The 14341-nt window shown below is 66.8% G+C and carries 12 protein-coding genes and 1 pseudogene; 7 read left to right on the forward strand and 6 right to left on the reverse strand.

From position 1 onward, the window contains the following. Positions 1-2 precede the first annotated feature (2 nt). Positions 3-239 carry a hypothetical protein gene (locus HWX25_RS02420; protein ID WP_175906318.1) on the reverse strand — a complete coding sequence of 79 codons (237 nt, stop codon included), beginning with the start codon at positions 237-239 and terminating at the stop codon, positions 3-5. After that, positions 236-2365, reverse strand: coding sequence for a TonB-dependent siderophore receptor (locus tag HWX25_RS02425; protein WP_175906834.1), 2130 nt, complete (start codon positions 2363-2365; stop codon positions 236-238). The genes HWX25_RS02420 and HWX25_RS02425 overlap by 4 nt, the downstream gene beginning before the upstream one ends. Before the next feature lie 925 nt (positions 2366-3290). On the opposite strand from HWX25_RS02425, the gene HWX25_RS02430 reads away from it, so the two are divergent. Beyond that, positions 3291-4919, forward strand: a complete 1629-nt coding sequence (locus tag HWX25_RS02430; RefSeq protein ID WP_175906836.1) for an NADP-dependent glyceraldehyde-3-phosphate dehydrogenase — start codon at positions 3291-3293, stop codon at positions 4917-4919. Between the two features lie 91 nt (positions 4920-5010). On the opposite strand, the gene HWX25_RS02435 is transcribed toward HWX25_RS02430, so the two are convergent. Next, on the reverse strand, positions 5011-5643 hold the full coding sequence (locus tag HWX25_RS02435) for a LysE family translocator (protein WP_059819738.1): 633 nt from the start codon (positions 5641-5643) through the stop codon (positions 5011-5013). A 620-nt stretch (positions 5644-6263) separates the two neighbouring features. On the opposite strand from HWX25_RS02435, the gene HWX25_RS02440 reads away from it, so the two are divergent. Beyond that, positions 6264-6587, forward strand: coding sequence for a hypothetical protein (locus HWX25_RS02440; RefSeq protein ID WP_059466123.1), 324 nt, complete (start codon positions 6264-6266; stop codon positions 6585-6587). Between the two features lie 36 nt (positions 6588-6623). Here the strand turns inward: HWX25_RS02440 and HWX25_RS02445 are convergent, their stop codons facing one another. Then, positions 6624-7859 (reverse strand): NADH:flavin oxidoreductase/NADH oxidase family protein, encoded by a 1236-nt coding sequence (locus HWX25_RS02445; RefSeq protein WP_175906838.1) that lies wholly within the window; start codon positions 7857-7859, stop codon positions 6624-6626. 78 nt (positions 7860-7937) lie between these two features. Between HWX25_RS02445 and HWX25_RS02450 the strand changes: the two genes are divergently transcribed. Then, entirely contained in the window at positions 7938-8405 is a 468-nt protein-coding gene (locus tag HWX25_RS02450; RefSeq protein WP_175906898.1) for a MerR family transcriptional regulator, read from the forward strand. Between the two features lie 10 nt (positions 8406-8415). After that, positions 8416-8490: pseudogene (locus HWX25_RS02455) on the forward strand (DUF1330 domain-containing protein); the annotation flags it as partial. Positions 8491-8518: 28 nt separating this feature from the next. Here the strand turns inward: HWX25_RS02455 and HWX25_RS02460 are convergent. Continuing rightward, positions 8519-9355 carry an NAD(P)-dependent oxidoreductase gene (locus HWX25_RS02460; protein ID WP_059819723.1) on the reverse strand — a complete coding sequence of 279 codons (837 nt, stop codon included), beginning with the start codon at positions 9353-9355 and terminating at the stop codon, positions 8519-8521. 113 nt (positions 9356-9468) lie between these two features. On the opposite strand from HWX25_RS02460, the gene HWX25_RS02465 reads away from it, so the two are divergent. Beyond that, positions 9469-10572, forward strand: a complete 1104-nt coding sequence (locus tag HWX25_RS02465) for a LacI family DNA-binding transcriptional regulator (RefSeq protein ID WP_175906841.1) — start codon at positions 9469-9471, stop codon at positions 10570-10572. A gap of 112 nt (positions 10573-10684) precedes the next feature. On the opposite strand, the gene HWX25_RS02470 is transcribed toward HWX25_RS02465, so the two are convergent. Then, positions 10685-11977 (reverse strand): MFS transporter, encoded by a 1293-nt coding sequence (locus HWX25_RS02470; RefSeq protein WP_175906843.1) that lies wholly within the window; start codon positions 11975-11977, stop codon positions 10685-10687. Between the two features lie 342 nt (positions 11978-12319). Here HWX25_RS02470 and HWX25_RS02475 point away from each other — a divergent pair, with 342 nt between their 5' ends. Then, positions 12320-13801, forward strand: a complete 1482-nt coding sequence (locus HWX25_RS02475) for a DNA-3-methyladenine glycosylase 2 family protein (protein ID WP_175906845.1) — start codon at positions 12320-12322, stop codon at positions 13799-13801. Continuing rightward, on the forward strand, positions 13798-14331 hold the full coding sequence (locus HWX25_RS02480) for a methylated-DNA--[protein]-cysteine S-methyltransferase (RefSeq protein ID WP_175906847.1): 534 nt from the start codon (positions 13798-13800) through the stop codon (positions 14329-14331). The genes HWX25_RS02475 and HWX25_RS02480 overlap by 4 nt, the downstream gene beginning before the upstream one ends. The last annotated feature ends 10 nt before the right edge of the window (positions 14332-14341 follow it).

The raw sequence follows: 14341 nt of genomic DNA on the forward strand, positions 1-14341 counted from the left end.
GGCTATTTACGGTACGGCGCGGCGGCATTGCATGCGTGCCGCACCGGCGGCACACCGGCCGCGACGACCCTCACCAGCCGCGCACTGTCAGGCGTTTCCAGCCCCGGGCACGCCGTATTCAGATCGCGGATCACGAGCGTCGCACCCCCGTCGAAGACGGCATATCCCGTCTGGCCGGGGGACGGGCCATCACGACGATGACCCGCATTGTCGCGCACCACATGCGTGACGTGCGTCACATGTGCCACTTCACCGTGGCGGTCAGCGTACGCGGATCGCCGGGCATGTTGTACAGGTCCGCGTTGCCGTGCGCGGCGATGAAGTAGCGGCGATTGAACAGATTGTCGAGCGTGAGCGTCACGTCAACCTTCTTGCTGCGATAGCCGGCCCCCAGGTTGAATACGGTAAACGACGGCAGCGTGACCAGATCGCTCGCCGACGTATAGCGCGCCGACTGGAACTGCATGCCGGCCGCCGCATAGAAGCCGTACGGCAGCTCGCGCTTTAGCCACAGGTTCGCGCTGTGGCGAGGCATCAGCCCCGGCGTGTTGCTCGACACCGTGAGGCCGGCCGCCGTCGATTGCGGGGAGCCGTCAACCGTGCCGTTCATATACGCGTAACCCGCATACACCGACCACTTCGGCGCAATCTCACCGGTGAAGCCGAGCTCCATCCCGCGCACGTGCTGCGTGCCGATCGGCAGCGCATAGCCCGGGTTCGCCGGGTCGCCGATCTGCTGATTGGTCTGGCGCATGTCGAACAGCGCAACGCTGGCCGTCGCCTTGCCGCCAAGGTCGAAGCGCGAGCCGACTTCATACGCGGTGGTCTTCTGCGGTGCGAGCGCGGCGCCGTTCGCGAACGCGCCGGAACTGATCAGCGTATCGGCCAGCGGCGAGAACGACTGGCTGAACGAGCCGTACAACGTCAGCCATTCGAGCGGTTCATAGATCAGGCCGACGCGCGGGCTCCACGCGTGATCGGTCCGGTCGAGATTGACGTTCGACGACGTGTAGTCATGCCGGATCTGGCTCAGGTAGTCGAAGCGCAGGCCCGCGAGCACCTTCCAGTGTTCGGTCAGCGAGATCAGGTCCTGCGCGTAGACGCCCGTGAGCCCGACCACGGTCGACGCGTTCGTCTTCGCCGGCGCGCCAGTCGGCACGCCGGGCAGGACCACCTGCTGCGGATTGAAGAGATCGTAGGTCGCGACCTTCGTCACGCTGTAGACCGTGTCGAATTTCTGCTGCTGCGAGAGTTCGAGCCCGTACAGCAGCTCGTGACGCATGCCGAACAGCGATGTCTTCTGCGTGAGCTCAAACAGCCCGTCGATGCCGTGGTCGGTGCGCTGGCGCGTCGACTGGTCGAGCGTGACGACCGGATGCGCGGACGTCCTGATCGGCTCGAACGTCACGTAGTTCTTGCGTTCGAGCGAGAAGTCATACGCACGGATCGCGCCGTGAAACGACAACGAATCGCTGATGCGACGATCGAGCGACACCGTCGCGCTCTTCGCGGAGATGTCGTTGTATGAGCTGTTCCCCCCATCGGCCGAACCGAAATACGTGTTGATCGGCACATCGACGGGCCGGCCGCGGTACGCTGGCAGCCCCTGGTCCGACGTACGGCGATCGTGCAGATAGTCGAATTCGACGTTCAGCACCGTGTCGCTGTCGAGCTTGAACTGCGCGGACGGCGCGATCGCCTGCCGGTTGAGCTGAAACTGGTCGCGGAAGCTGTTCGAGTTTTCGGCTGCGCCGGTAAGGCGAAAGCGTGCGGCGTCGTTCGCATTCCAGCCGAGGTCGAATTCGCCGCGCCGCTCGCCGCGCGTGCCGAGCGTCACGCCCACATCGTTCACCGGGTTCGCCTGCGGCCGCTTCAGCACGCGGTTCACGATACCGCCCGCCGAGCCGCGCCCGTACAGCACGGCAGCCGGCCCCTTCAGCACCTCGACGCGATCGACGTTCGACAGGTCGCGGTAGTACAGCGCATCGTCGCGAATGCCGTCGACGTACTGGTCTGTAATGCTGTTGAAGCCGCGGATCGTGATCTGGTCGCGCTGGCCGTCGCCCACCGAGAAGCCGACGCCCGGCACGTTGCGCAGCGCATCCTGCATCGACGTGGCGTTCTGGTCCTCGATCACCGCGTGCGGGACAACGTTCACCGTCTGCGGCACGTCCATCAGCGACATGTCGGTCTTGGTCGCGGCGCGCGAGCGGCCACCGTCATACGACGCGTGGTCGGCGGCCGCGTTGACGGAGATCGCGGGCAGGGTCGCGGCGGCATCGCTCGCCTGGGCAAACGAAGTGCGGGCGCCAGCCAGCGCCGTGGCGATCAGAAGCGCATGACGGGCGCTCTTGTTGAGTTTCATCGTGAACGTAGAGGTGTCGAATAAAAACGGCGAACGGGAACGTGTCCGGCCAGCGCGCGACTCGCGTGGCGAATCGACCGACGAAGCCCGTTCCTTCAGGAAGACGACGCGCGCGGAGGACCGCCCCGTCGTGCCTGCCGGGCGGCACGACCGGCACGAAAAAAGCCGTAACGTGTCATCACGGCTCGTAATGGGGCGAAATAATAAACGAGAATGATTCGTGTTTTTAGTTAATTTTCGGCGTGTCGCCTGCCCGCAACGCGAGCGCGCATTCGCGCCTCACATTCCTGACGAATGCCTTTCTGTTTTGCGCTATCGAGCCGCTTGGCTCGCATCAAAACGAAAGGATTCAATCGGCCGCAACGTGCGGTAGCCGCTATGAAAAAAGGTGGACTCGGGGAGACTGCGGCGGGGAAGGAACGCTGAAGAGGATCACGAAGGATGGGGCCAAGCAGGCGGGACGCATTCAAAGTCCGGTGCGCGCCGAGCCGGGCAACCCCGACCCGGCGCTCCGGGCAGCCGACCTCGCTTCGGCAGCGCGGCGGACCTTCTCTCTTTTCTTCACTGCGTATGTTTTCTCTCAGGTTCCGGGGCAATTTTTTCTTCGCCGCGTCGGGCCATTATCCGCCCAATCCCGCCGAAGTGAAACGTTTGCGCACGCTCTACGCCGCTTATACCCGCCATTCGGACACATTCCTTCAAATCGCTTACGTGTCGTGCGATCGCATTCGGCAAATCTTGCAATCGGTTCGGCGTTCCTTTTAAATGGAACTGGTTCCATTCCGCGTTTCGGCCATGCCGTCGCGTGACGCCACGTGACGCCGCTTCGTCCGCGCGTCATGATGCCGATTCAGGATCGAGGATCGTTCAGCTCAGGATTCCGCATCGCCCGTCCTTCCCGGACACCCCGTCAAACGAGACCGTCATGCCCGATTCCGCCTCCCTGCAGCAGCTGTTTCCCGCCTATCAAGACATCCCCGCCGAGTTTCGGCTCGCCGCGCCGATCCACCAGCGTGTGTCGCTGGTCGACGGCGAGTTGCGCCCGTGGGACGGCGCGACCAAGACCGTGCTGTCGCCCGTGTGCGTGCGCCAGCCGGACGGCAGCGTCGCGCAGATGGAGATCGGCAGCTATCCGGTGATGGGCGAGACGGAAAGCGATGCGGCGCTCGACGCTGCGGTGCGCGCGTACGACTCGGGCCGCGGCGAGTGGCCGACGATGAAAGTCGAGCAGCGCATCGCGTGCATGCAGGACTTCATCAAGCGGATGGTCGCGCAGCGCGAGCTGGTCGTGAACCTGATCATGTGGGAGATCGGCAAGAGCCTCGCCGATTCGCAGAAGGAGTTCGACCGCACCGTCACGTACATGACGCAGACGATCGACGCGCTGAAGGAGCTCGACAACGCGAACTCGCGCTTCGTGATCGCGGAAGGCACGATCGGCCAGATCCGCCGCACGCCGCTCGGCGTCGTGCTGTGCATGGGGCCGTACAACTATCCGCTGAACGAAACCTTCGCGACGCTGATCCCCGCGCTGCTGATGGGCAACACCGTGGTGTTCAAGCCGCCGCAGTACGGCACGCTGCTGTTCGAGCCGCTGCTCGAGGCGTTCCGCGACGCGTTCCCGAAAGGCGTGATCAACACGATCTACGCGCCGGGCGCGGTGGTCGTGCCGCACATGCTCGCGTCGGGCAAGATCAACGTGCTCGCGCTGATCGGCTCGAGCAAGGTCGCCGATCACCTGAAGAAGCAGCATCCGAAGTCGCACCGCCTGCGCGCGATCCTCGGCCTCGATGCGAAGAACGCGGCGATCGTGCTGCCCGACGCCGATCTCGATCTCACCGTGAAGGAGTGCCTGCTCGGCGCGCTGTCGTTCAACGGCCAGCGCTGTACCGCGCTGAAGATGCTGCTCGTGCATCGCTCGATCGTCGACGAATTCCTGAAGCGCTTCACCGCCGCGCTCGAACAGTTGAAGATCGGCATGCCGTGGGAGAAAGGCGTCAGCATCACGCCGCTGCCGGGCATGCATCGCACCGCATACATGACCGACGCGATCGACGACGCGAAGGCCAGGGGCGCGCAGGTCGTCAACCATTCGGGCGGCGAATTCAGCAAGACGCTGTTCTACCCGGCCGTCGTGTATCCGGTGTCCGAAGGGATGAAGCTGTATCGCGAGGAACAGTTCGGCCCGATCATTCCGGTCGCGCCGTTCGACGACGTGGAAACCGCGCTCGACTACGTGACGACGTCGGAGCACGGCCAGCAGGTCAGCATCTTCGGTTCCGATCCGGCGCAGATCGGCGCGCTCGTCGATCCGCTCGTGAACCAGGTGTGCCGCGTGAACATCAACTGCCAGTGCCAGCGCGGGCCGGACGTGTTCCCGTTCGCGGGGCGCAAGGATTCGGCGGAAGGCACGCTGTCGGTGACCGACGCGCTGCGCGCGTTCTCGATCCGCTCGATGGTCGCGGCGAAGCAGACCGACGGCAGCAAGCAGCTGCTCGATTCGATCGTGTCGGATCACTACTCGAAGTTCGTCAACACCGGCTTCATTTTCTGAAGCGCCGAAGCCGATCCGCCGCGTGTTCGCGCGGCGGATCGCTCGTCTGGTTGCACGCGTGCGGGCTGTCCGCTCACACGGTTCACACGATTCAAACGTTCGACGCCAGCAACCGGATCCCCGCCACGCCGAACACCACGGCGAGACACGCTTCCATCGCGCGGCGGCCGCGCACGTACAGCCGGCGTGCGCCGTCCGTCGAGAACACCAGCGCATAGCCGCCGAACACCAGGCATCCGATCGCGATGCAGCCCGGCACGACCGCGCCGTGCGACGCGCCCGCGCCGTTCGACGACAACGCGACGATCGACACCCACACCAGGATCGCTTTCGGATTCGTCAGATGCAGCATCGCGCCGCGCACGTAGAAGCGCGACAGCTTCCGGTCTGCCGTCGCCTTCGGCGTGGCCGCCGCCTTGGCCGACCACGCGGTGCGGCCCGACTTGAACGCGAGCCACAGCAGGTACACGCCGCCGAACAGCTTGATCGCGACCAGCAGTTGCGACCATGCGAGCAGCGCGGCCGACACGCCCAGCGCGGCCACCGTCGCCCAGAACATCGAACCCGAGATGACGCCGAGCGCGAACACGAGCGCCGCCTTGCGGCCGTGGTTCGCGGCGACCGACATGATCGCGAGATTGCTCGGGCCGGGGCTGGCCGTACCGACGAAATAGGCCGTGTAGGCCAGCAGCAGATTGGCCGAGAAGAAGGCGTGGACGCTCATGTCGAACCTCGCGGAGATGATGCGGTGATTGTTCGCAAACACGGCGCGGCTGCCCATGGACAGTTCTCCGGTTATTCGCTGGGCCAGTTGGGCGGCGCGCGTGACACAGGTTGCGCACGTATCCGGCATGCGGCGAACGAGACGTCTCGGATATGAAACATCCGGCGCATGCGTCGCGAACGTTCGTCGTGAGGCGGGTGACGCCGCGGCTCGCCGCGCGAGACCGTCCCGACCTCGGGCCGACGCCCGGAGCGGCACCGGCACACGCGCGACACGACATTCCCCCGATTCGTCGACGAAACACACGGCCCGTTTCAGCCCGGCGTTACGTTACATCGATGAAGCATTTCATTCGTCCGGCCCCTGCCGTGCTGCCCCGCGCGATCGCACACGGCGTATGGACGCCCTTCTCGATTTTTCGTGAAAGCCAGTATCGGCGGGACGCGATGACCGCCGCCGCGCCCCGCGTCAACATTGCTCAACACTTCGATCGCGGGGCTGGTACGGAACCTGCATTCCCATCGGATGACAATCGCGCCGCCGATCGGCGCGGACATGAACCCGGATCGGGGCCTCCATCGGACACGCCCGAACGATCCACGCAAGTTATGAGGCTCTTCATGGATGCGCTGCCCAACTCATCCGATACGTCGTTCCAGATCTTTCTCGCGAAACTGCTCGAACAGCCGCAGCCCGAATGGACGGAAAAACAGCAGATGGAACTCGAGATGGCACGCACGCTGTCGACCCAGATGGTCAACTACGCGGAAGGCATGCGCGGCGGCAACGCGGATCTCGCGCGCTGCCTCGTGCTGTTGCGCTACGCGAAGGTCCTCGACTTCATGCTGACGTCGCTCGCCGCGCACCGCGACATTCATCCGCAGACGCTGCGCACGCTGTTCCGGCTCGCGAACCTGAAGGTCGACGATGCGTATCCGGTGTGAGCGGGCATCGGGCAGCCCGACGCCGCGCCTTCGCGGCTAGCGCGCCGCCCGCCCCGCCATCCACTTGCGGTAACGCCGCGTCTGGCACTGCGCGGCGAGTTGCTGCGACACCAGCGCGCGCAGCGGCGACACGCCCGGGTGCGTGCGCCGCCCGACACTCAACCGCGCGAGCTGAAACTTCACGACGGCCATGTTCGCCAGCGCACCCAGCGCCTTGTTCTTCCAGCGGATCGGCTGCAGCGCCGGCGCGCTGTCCTTGCCGGCCTGCCAGTCGCGCGGCAGGTTCGGCTCGATCGACAGCGCGGTCGCGATGCCGACCATCGCCACGCCGCTGGCGACCACCTGCTCGGCCACCGCGCGGCGCCGGATCCCGCCCGTGACCATCAGCGGCATGGCCGCGACGGCCGCGATGTCCCGCGCGAATTCGAGGAAATACGCTTCGCGGGCCAGCGTGCGCCCGTCGCGCGCCTCGCCCTGCATCGCCGGCACTTCGTAGCTGCCGCCCGACAATTCGACGAGGTCGACGCCGAGCGGATTCAGCAGTTCGACGACGCGCTTCGCATCGTCCGCGCTGAAGCCGCCGCGCTGGAAGTCGGCCGAATTCAGCTTGACCGACACGACGAACGCCGGCGACACCGTCGCGCGCACCTCGCGCACGATGTCGAGCAGCAGCCGCGCGCGGTGCTCGATGCTGCCGCCCCACCCGTCCTGCCGGCGGTTCGTCAGCGGCGACAGGAACTGGCTCAGCAGATAACCGTGCGCCGCGTGAATCTGCACGCCGGTGAAGCCGCTCTGCTCGGCGAGCTGCGCGGTGCGCACGAAGCGCCGCCGCACGTCGACGATGTCGGCTTCCGTCATCTCCTTTGGCACCGGGAACTGCTTCGACAGCGCGCCGAGCGCGAGCGGCACGGCCGACGGCGCGAGCGTCGTCTGGCCGAGCGCCGCCTGCATCTGGCGCCCCGGGTGGTTGATCTGCATCCACGCGTGCGCGCCGCCGGAGCGCGCGACCTGCGCCCAGCGCCGGAAGCGGTCGAGATGCGCGTCGCTGTCGAGCACGACGCCGTTCGGCCCCGTCATCGCGCGGCCGTCCACCATCACGTTGCCGGTCAGGATCAGGCCTGCCCGGCCGTCCGCCCACGCCTGGTACAGGCGCAGCAACGCGTCGGACGGCGCGTGGTCCGCATCGGCCAGGTTCTCTTCCATCGCGGCCTTGGCAAGCCGGTTCGGGATCACCGCGCCATTGGGCAGCGTGAGGGGCGCAAACAGGTTCATGGTGGACATCCTCGATTGACGATGCCCAACCATAACTTTAAAGTCAGCTTCAAGGTCAAGCCCCTCTGGAGCACAGCGATGAAGATCGGCGAGCTGGCGCGAACCAGCGGCATCGCGGCGTCGCGCATCCGCTTCTATGAAGCGAGCGGCCTGCTCGAGCCGGCGCGCCGGCAGGCGAACGGTTATCGGGAATACGGGCCGGAAGCGCTGACGCGGCTTGCGATCATCGACCGCGCGCAGCGCGCGGGCTTCGCGCTCGACGAGATCCGCGCGGTGCTGCCGCCCGATCTCGGCGCGTGGCCGCGCGACGAACTGTTGCAGGCGTTGCGGCACAAGGTCGACGAAATCGCGCTGCTCGAACAGCGGCTCGCGCAGAACCGGCGCAACCTGCAGGCGCTGATCGACGAGATCGCGAACAAGCCCGCCGGCGAGGATTGCGCGGGCGCCGCGCAACGCATGCTCGACAAGCTGGGCAAGGAAGCGGCCGAGCTGGAATCGGCGCCGGCAACCGTGCCGCACCCGCGGCCGATCCGCAAGCGCGCGTGAGTGGGTCGCGCGGCACGCGAGCGGCCCGTTGAGCCTGATCGACGGCGTGGACGAACGGCACAAGGCGACGGACATCCTGCGCTGATCCGCGACGCCGGCGGCGCCCGCGATGCTTACTTCGCGTTGCGCTCCATCGGCTCGCCGACGACGAATCCGCCGCCCTGGTAGCGCTGCGCGGGATCGTCGTACTCGGCGGTCGGCGCCGTCACCGGGAACAGCCCGGCGAACTGCTCGGAGCTGTCCTGCGGCCGGTAGCCGAGGAAGCCGGTCTTCGTGTTGTCCCACCATTTCACCGGGTTGTCCGACACGCCGTAGACGATCGCGTGCCCGACGCGGTTCGTCAGCAGCGAGCAGCGCACGAGCTCGATGAAGTCGCGATAGCTGAGGAACGTCACCAGCATGCGCGGATTCTTCGGCGCCTCGAACGACGAGCCGATCCGCAGGCACACCGTCTCGATCCCGAAGCGGTCGAAGTAGTAGCGCGACAGCGACTCGCCGAAGCACTTCGTCACGCCATACAGGCTGTCCGGACGCTGCGGCGAATCGGCGTCGAGCACTTCCGTGACCGGATGAAAACCGATCGCATGGTTCGAGCTCGCGAACACGACGCGCTTCACGCCGTGCTTGCGCGCGGCTTCGTACAGGTTGTACGTGCCGGTGATGTTCGCATCGACGAGATCGTCGAACGGCGCGTCGACCGAAATGCCACCGAGGTGGACGATCGCGTCGACGCCGTCGACGAGCGCCATCACCGCCGGTCGGTCCGCCAGATCGACGACCCGGATTTCTTCATGCGGGGCCGCGTCGTCCAGCGCGGCGATGTCGCTCACGCGCACGACGTCGGCCCAGTTCGCCAGCGCGCCGCGCACCTGACGGCCAAGGTTGCCGGCCGCGCCGGTCAGCAGCAGGCGCCCGAACGGCTTGCGTGCGCCGGTGGATGTGGCGTTCATCGAATCTCCTTGAATCTGTTCTGAAGTGTCCTGGACGTCGCCCGAAACCGAGCGGAATCAGACGGAACCGGAAAACGTTTTCCAACTATACGCGGGACAAAAGCCGACCGTCAATGGTCGAATCCGCTCGCAGTCATCCGCACTTTCCCGATATCGGTCGGCGGCCGGACGCCGGCTTTTTCTGCCACAATCCGGTGCAATCGAACGAAAACGTTACCCTTCCGATGAAAAAAGTTTCCCCGACGATCCGCGACGTGGCGGCGGAAGCCGGTGTGTCGGTCGCGACGGTATCCAAGTATGTGAACGGCACGCAGCGCTTTTCGCCGACCGTCGAAGCGCGGCTCAAGGAAGCGATCGAGCGGCTCGGCTACCGTTCGAACCCGCTCGCGCGCTCGATGATCACCGGGCGCACGCGCACCATCGGCCTCGTGATCCTCGACATCAGCAACCCGCACTTCACGAACGTCGTCAAGGGCGCGAACCGCGTCGCGCTTCAGCACGACTACACGCTGCTGCTCGTCGATACCGAAGAGAACCAGGCGCGCGAACGCTCGCTGATCGAGGCGCTCGCGCAACGCGTCGACGGGCTGATCGTCAGCACGCGGATGCCCGACGACCAGGCCGGCTGGATGCTCGACCTGCACAAGCCGCTCGTGCTGCTGCGTCGCAGCCCCGGCCTGCCGATCCCGAGCGTCGGCATCGACAATCGGCTCGCCACCTACATGCTCGCGCGTCACCTGCTCAATCTCGGCCATACGCGCATCGCGTACCTCGGTTTCGGCACCGCGCGCGTGAACGACGAACGGATCCAGGGCGCGCGCGACTGTCTCGCCGAAGCGGGGCTCACGCTCGACGTGCACGACGCGCATGCGCCGACCGCCGAAGCCGGCGAGCGCGCATGTTCGCGCGTGATGCTCGGGCCGCACCGCCCGCAAGCCGTGATCTGCTACAACGACCTGATCGCGCTCGGCTTCATGAAGGAAGCCGCGTCGCTCGGGTTCCGGCTACCGCAGGACGTGTCCGTCGCCGGCGTCGACAACGTGCCGTACGGCGCATACGCGGCGCCCGCGCTGACCACCATCGACATCCAGAGCGAGAACATGGGCGAACTCGCGATGCAGAAGCTGATCGACGCGCTCGCCGGGCGCACCGACGCGAGCTATTCGACGTTCGAGCCGCGGCTGATCATGCGTGCGTCGACGGCCCCGGCCGGTTGAAGCGCGCGGTCGCGTCCGCCGCCTGCCGCCTGTTTGTCGTCAATTCGTTTCCGTAAATCGCAAATGAAAACGCGCCGCCTCCGGGGCGGCGCGTTCGTTTTCCGGCATGCGATCAAGCGTCGAGCTTCGCGGGCTTCATCTTCGGCGTGAGCATGTGCATGACCGCCAGCGCGAGCAGGTAGGCCAGCGCGCCGATCGCGAACAGCACCCAGTAATGGCCCGTGCGTTGCAGCACCTGGCCGATCACTTCCGAGAACAGCACGCCGCCGATCGAACCGGCCATCCCGCCGATGCCGACCACCGACGCGACCGCGCGGCGCGGGAACAGATCGGACGCCGTCGTGAACAGGTTCGCCGACCAGCCCTGGTGCGCGGCGGCCGCGAGGCCGACGATCAGCACCGCGATCCACAGGCTCTGCACCTGCGACACGAACGCGATCGGCAGCACGCAGCAGGCGCAGATCAGCATCGCCGTCTTGCGCGCGCCGTTCACGCTCCAGCCCGCGCGCAACAGCATCGACGACAGCCAGCCGCCGCCGATGCTGCCGACCGTCGTCAGCGCATAGATGCACACGAGCGGCAGGCCGATATGCTGCATGTCCATCCCGCGCGACTCGTTGAGCCACTTCGGCAGCCAGAACAGGTAGAACCACCACACCGGGTCGGTCAGGAACTTGCCGATCAGGAACGCCCACGTCTCGCGCTTGCGGATCAGTTCGCCCCAGCGCGGCGCGCCGGCATCCGCGTTCGCCGCGTCGAGCGCTTCGGCTTCGTCGCGCGGCTCGTCGTATTCGGCGGCGAGCGCGCGCGTGTCGGCCGTGCGATACATCACCAGCCAGACCGCGAGCCACACGATGCCGATCGCGCCGATGATCACGAACGCCGCGCGCCATCCGTAGGCCACCGCGATCGCCGGGATGATCGCCGGCGCGAACACCGCGCCGATGTTCGCGCCCGAGTTGAAGATGCCGGTGGCGAGCGCGCGCTCGCGACGCGGAAACCATTCGGCCGTCGTCTTGATCGCGGCCGGGAAGTTGCCGCCCTCGCCGATCCCGAGCAGCGCACGCACGGCCGCGAAGCCCATCACGGAGCCGACCGCCGCGTGCAGCATCGCCGCGATGCTCCACACCAGCATCGCGACCGCATACGAGATGCGCGTGCCGAGCCAGTCGACGATGCGCCCGAAGCCGAGCAGGCCGATCGCGTAGAACCCGGAAAACGCCATCACGATGCGGCCGTACTGCACCTGGCTCCAGCCGATGTCGTGCTGGAGCATCGGCGCGAGCAGGCCGAGGATCTGTCGATCCATGTAGTTGATGACGGTCGCGAAGAACAGCAGCGCACAGACGGTCCAGCGGTAGCGGCTGGCGGCCGCGCGCACCGCGCCGACGACGGCAGATTGCATGAGTGTCTCCGATGCGCGGCCGCGCCCGTCGCGCCGCTGGATGGTGTCTGTCCGTGACCGGCGACGGGCGCCGGGGCGGACGCCGGCCCGCCCCTTGCGTGGCCCGGCCGCTTGTCCGTCGAGTTCTGGAAAACGTTTTTCAAAGAATAGGGCTTGGCCCGGTGCCGTGTCAGTCGGGGATTTCGATGAGTCATCTCAAATCCAGCCACGCAAAAAGAGATGACTGTTCCGCAGAGTGGCATTAACCGTTTTTTCGGGACTTTCCTGCGTTCGAAACGGGGGCATGACGCGAGCCGGCGCGTCGAGACACATGTCCGATTCCAGCCAGAATCGGCGGAGCGGATGGTTTACAGTCGTCTCATGCACCTCGATCCAGACACCTGCTACGACGCCCTGCTTTCGCGGAACCGCCGTTTCGACGGCTGGTTCTTCGTCGGTGTGTCGACGACGGGCGTGTATTGCCGCCCCGTTTGCCCGGTGAAGCCGCCGAAGGCGCGGAACTGCAGCTATTACCCGACCGCCGCCGCGGCGGAGAAAGCCGGCTTTCGGCCGTGCATGCGGTGCCGGCCCGAGCTCGCGCCGGGCCACGGGCTGCTCGACCTGTCCGGCAATCTCGCCGACGCGGGCGCGTCGCTCATCGAGGACGGTTTCCTGAACGAGCACTCCGTCGATGCGCTCGCGCGGCGAGTCGGCGTGACCGAGCGCCATCTGCGCCGAATCTTCGCCACGCAGTTCGGCGTGTCGCCGGTCGAATTCGCGCAGACGCACCGGCTGCTGATGGCCAAGCGCCTCCTGACCGATACCGCGCTGCCGGTGGCCGTGGTTGCGTCGACTGCCGGGTTCGGCAGCGTGCGACGCTTCAACGATCTGTTCCGCCAGCGCTACGGCCTCAATCCGCTGCGCCTGCGCAAGGGCGCCGGCGCATCCGCCAATGGCGACATGACCTTCCCGCTACCGTATCGGCCGCCGTTCGCATGGCCCGAGTTGATGCGCTTTCTCGCGCAGCGCCAGATCGACGGCGTCGAGCGGATCGATGCGCACGGCTATGCGCGCGTCGTCGCACTGCCGAACGGGCACGGCGACGCCCAGGTGACGGGCTGGCTGTCCGTCACGCACGTGCCGCAGCGGTTCGCGCTCGCGGTGACGGTGTCGCCCGCGCTGACGCCCGTCGTCCCGGCCGTGCTCGCGCGCGTGCGGCGGCTGTTCGATCTCGACAGCCGCCCGGACGTGATCGACGCGCATCTGGGCGAACTCGCGGACGGCTCGCCCGGCCTGCGCGTGCCCGGCGCGTTCGACGGGCTCGAGATCGCGATGCGTGCGATCGCGGGCGAACGATTGGCGCAGACACAGGCGGGCGCGGTGCTGGCGCGCGTGGCCGAACGCTTCGGCACGCCGGTTGACCACGCACCGCAGGGGCTCACGCATGCGCTGCCTTCCGCCGCGACGCTGGCGACGGTGCCGCCGACGGCGCTCGAAGCCATCGGCGTGACACGTGACGCGGCGCGGGCGATCGTGTCGCTGGCGCGTGCAGTCGCCGACGGCACGCTCGCGCTCGAACCGATGGCGCCACTCGACGCGACGCTCGATGCGTTGCGCGCGCTGCCCGGCTTCGACGAACGCGCGGTGCAGTATGTCGCGATGCGTGCGATGGCCTGGCCGAACGCGTTCCCCGCGGACGACGCGTGGCTTGCACCGCGCGCCGCCGCCGCCGCCGAGCGTCCGCGCAGCATCGCATCATCCGCGCCGCATGCATCGCGCTGGGCGCCGTGGCGCGCATATGCCGCACTGCATGTGTGGCGCCTTCATGGAGACGCTTCGCGATGACTCCCGCTCATCTGATTCCGAGCCCGCTGGGCGACATCGCCATCCGTATCGAGGACGACGCCCTGACGGGCCTCTTCTTCGTCGGCCAGAAATACTATCCGTCGCTGGCGGTCGCACCGGATGCGGATGCACGCAACGCGTCGCCGCTCGCGCGCAAGGTTGCCGACGAAGTCGCCGAATATTTCACTGGCACGCGCGAAACCTTCTCGGTGCCGATTCATCTGCGCGGCACCGCGTTTCAGCGCAGCGTGTGGAAGGAATTGCTCGCGATTCCGTTCGGCGAACTCGTGTCGTACGGCGACATTACCGAACGCGTCGGGCTGCCGATGAGTGCCGCGCGCGCCGTCGGCGGCGCGGTCGGCCGCAATCCCGTGTCGATCATGGTGCCGTGCCATCGCGTGATCGGCGCTTCCGGCAGCCTGACCGGGTATGCAGGCGGCATCGAACGGAAACGCGCGTTGCTGTCGCTCGAAGGCGCCGGGTTCGCGCGCGGCGAGCGCCATCCGAGGCAGCAGACGTTCGCGTTCTGACATCGCTCGT

It is taken from the genome of Burkholderia sp. BCC1640, assembly GCF_902833125.1.
GTDB classification, from domain to species: domain Bacteria; phylum Pseudomonadota; class Gammaproteobacteria; order Burkholderiales; family Burkholderiaceae; genus Burkholderia; species Burkholderia diffusa.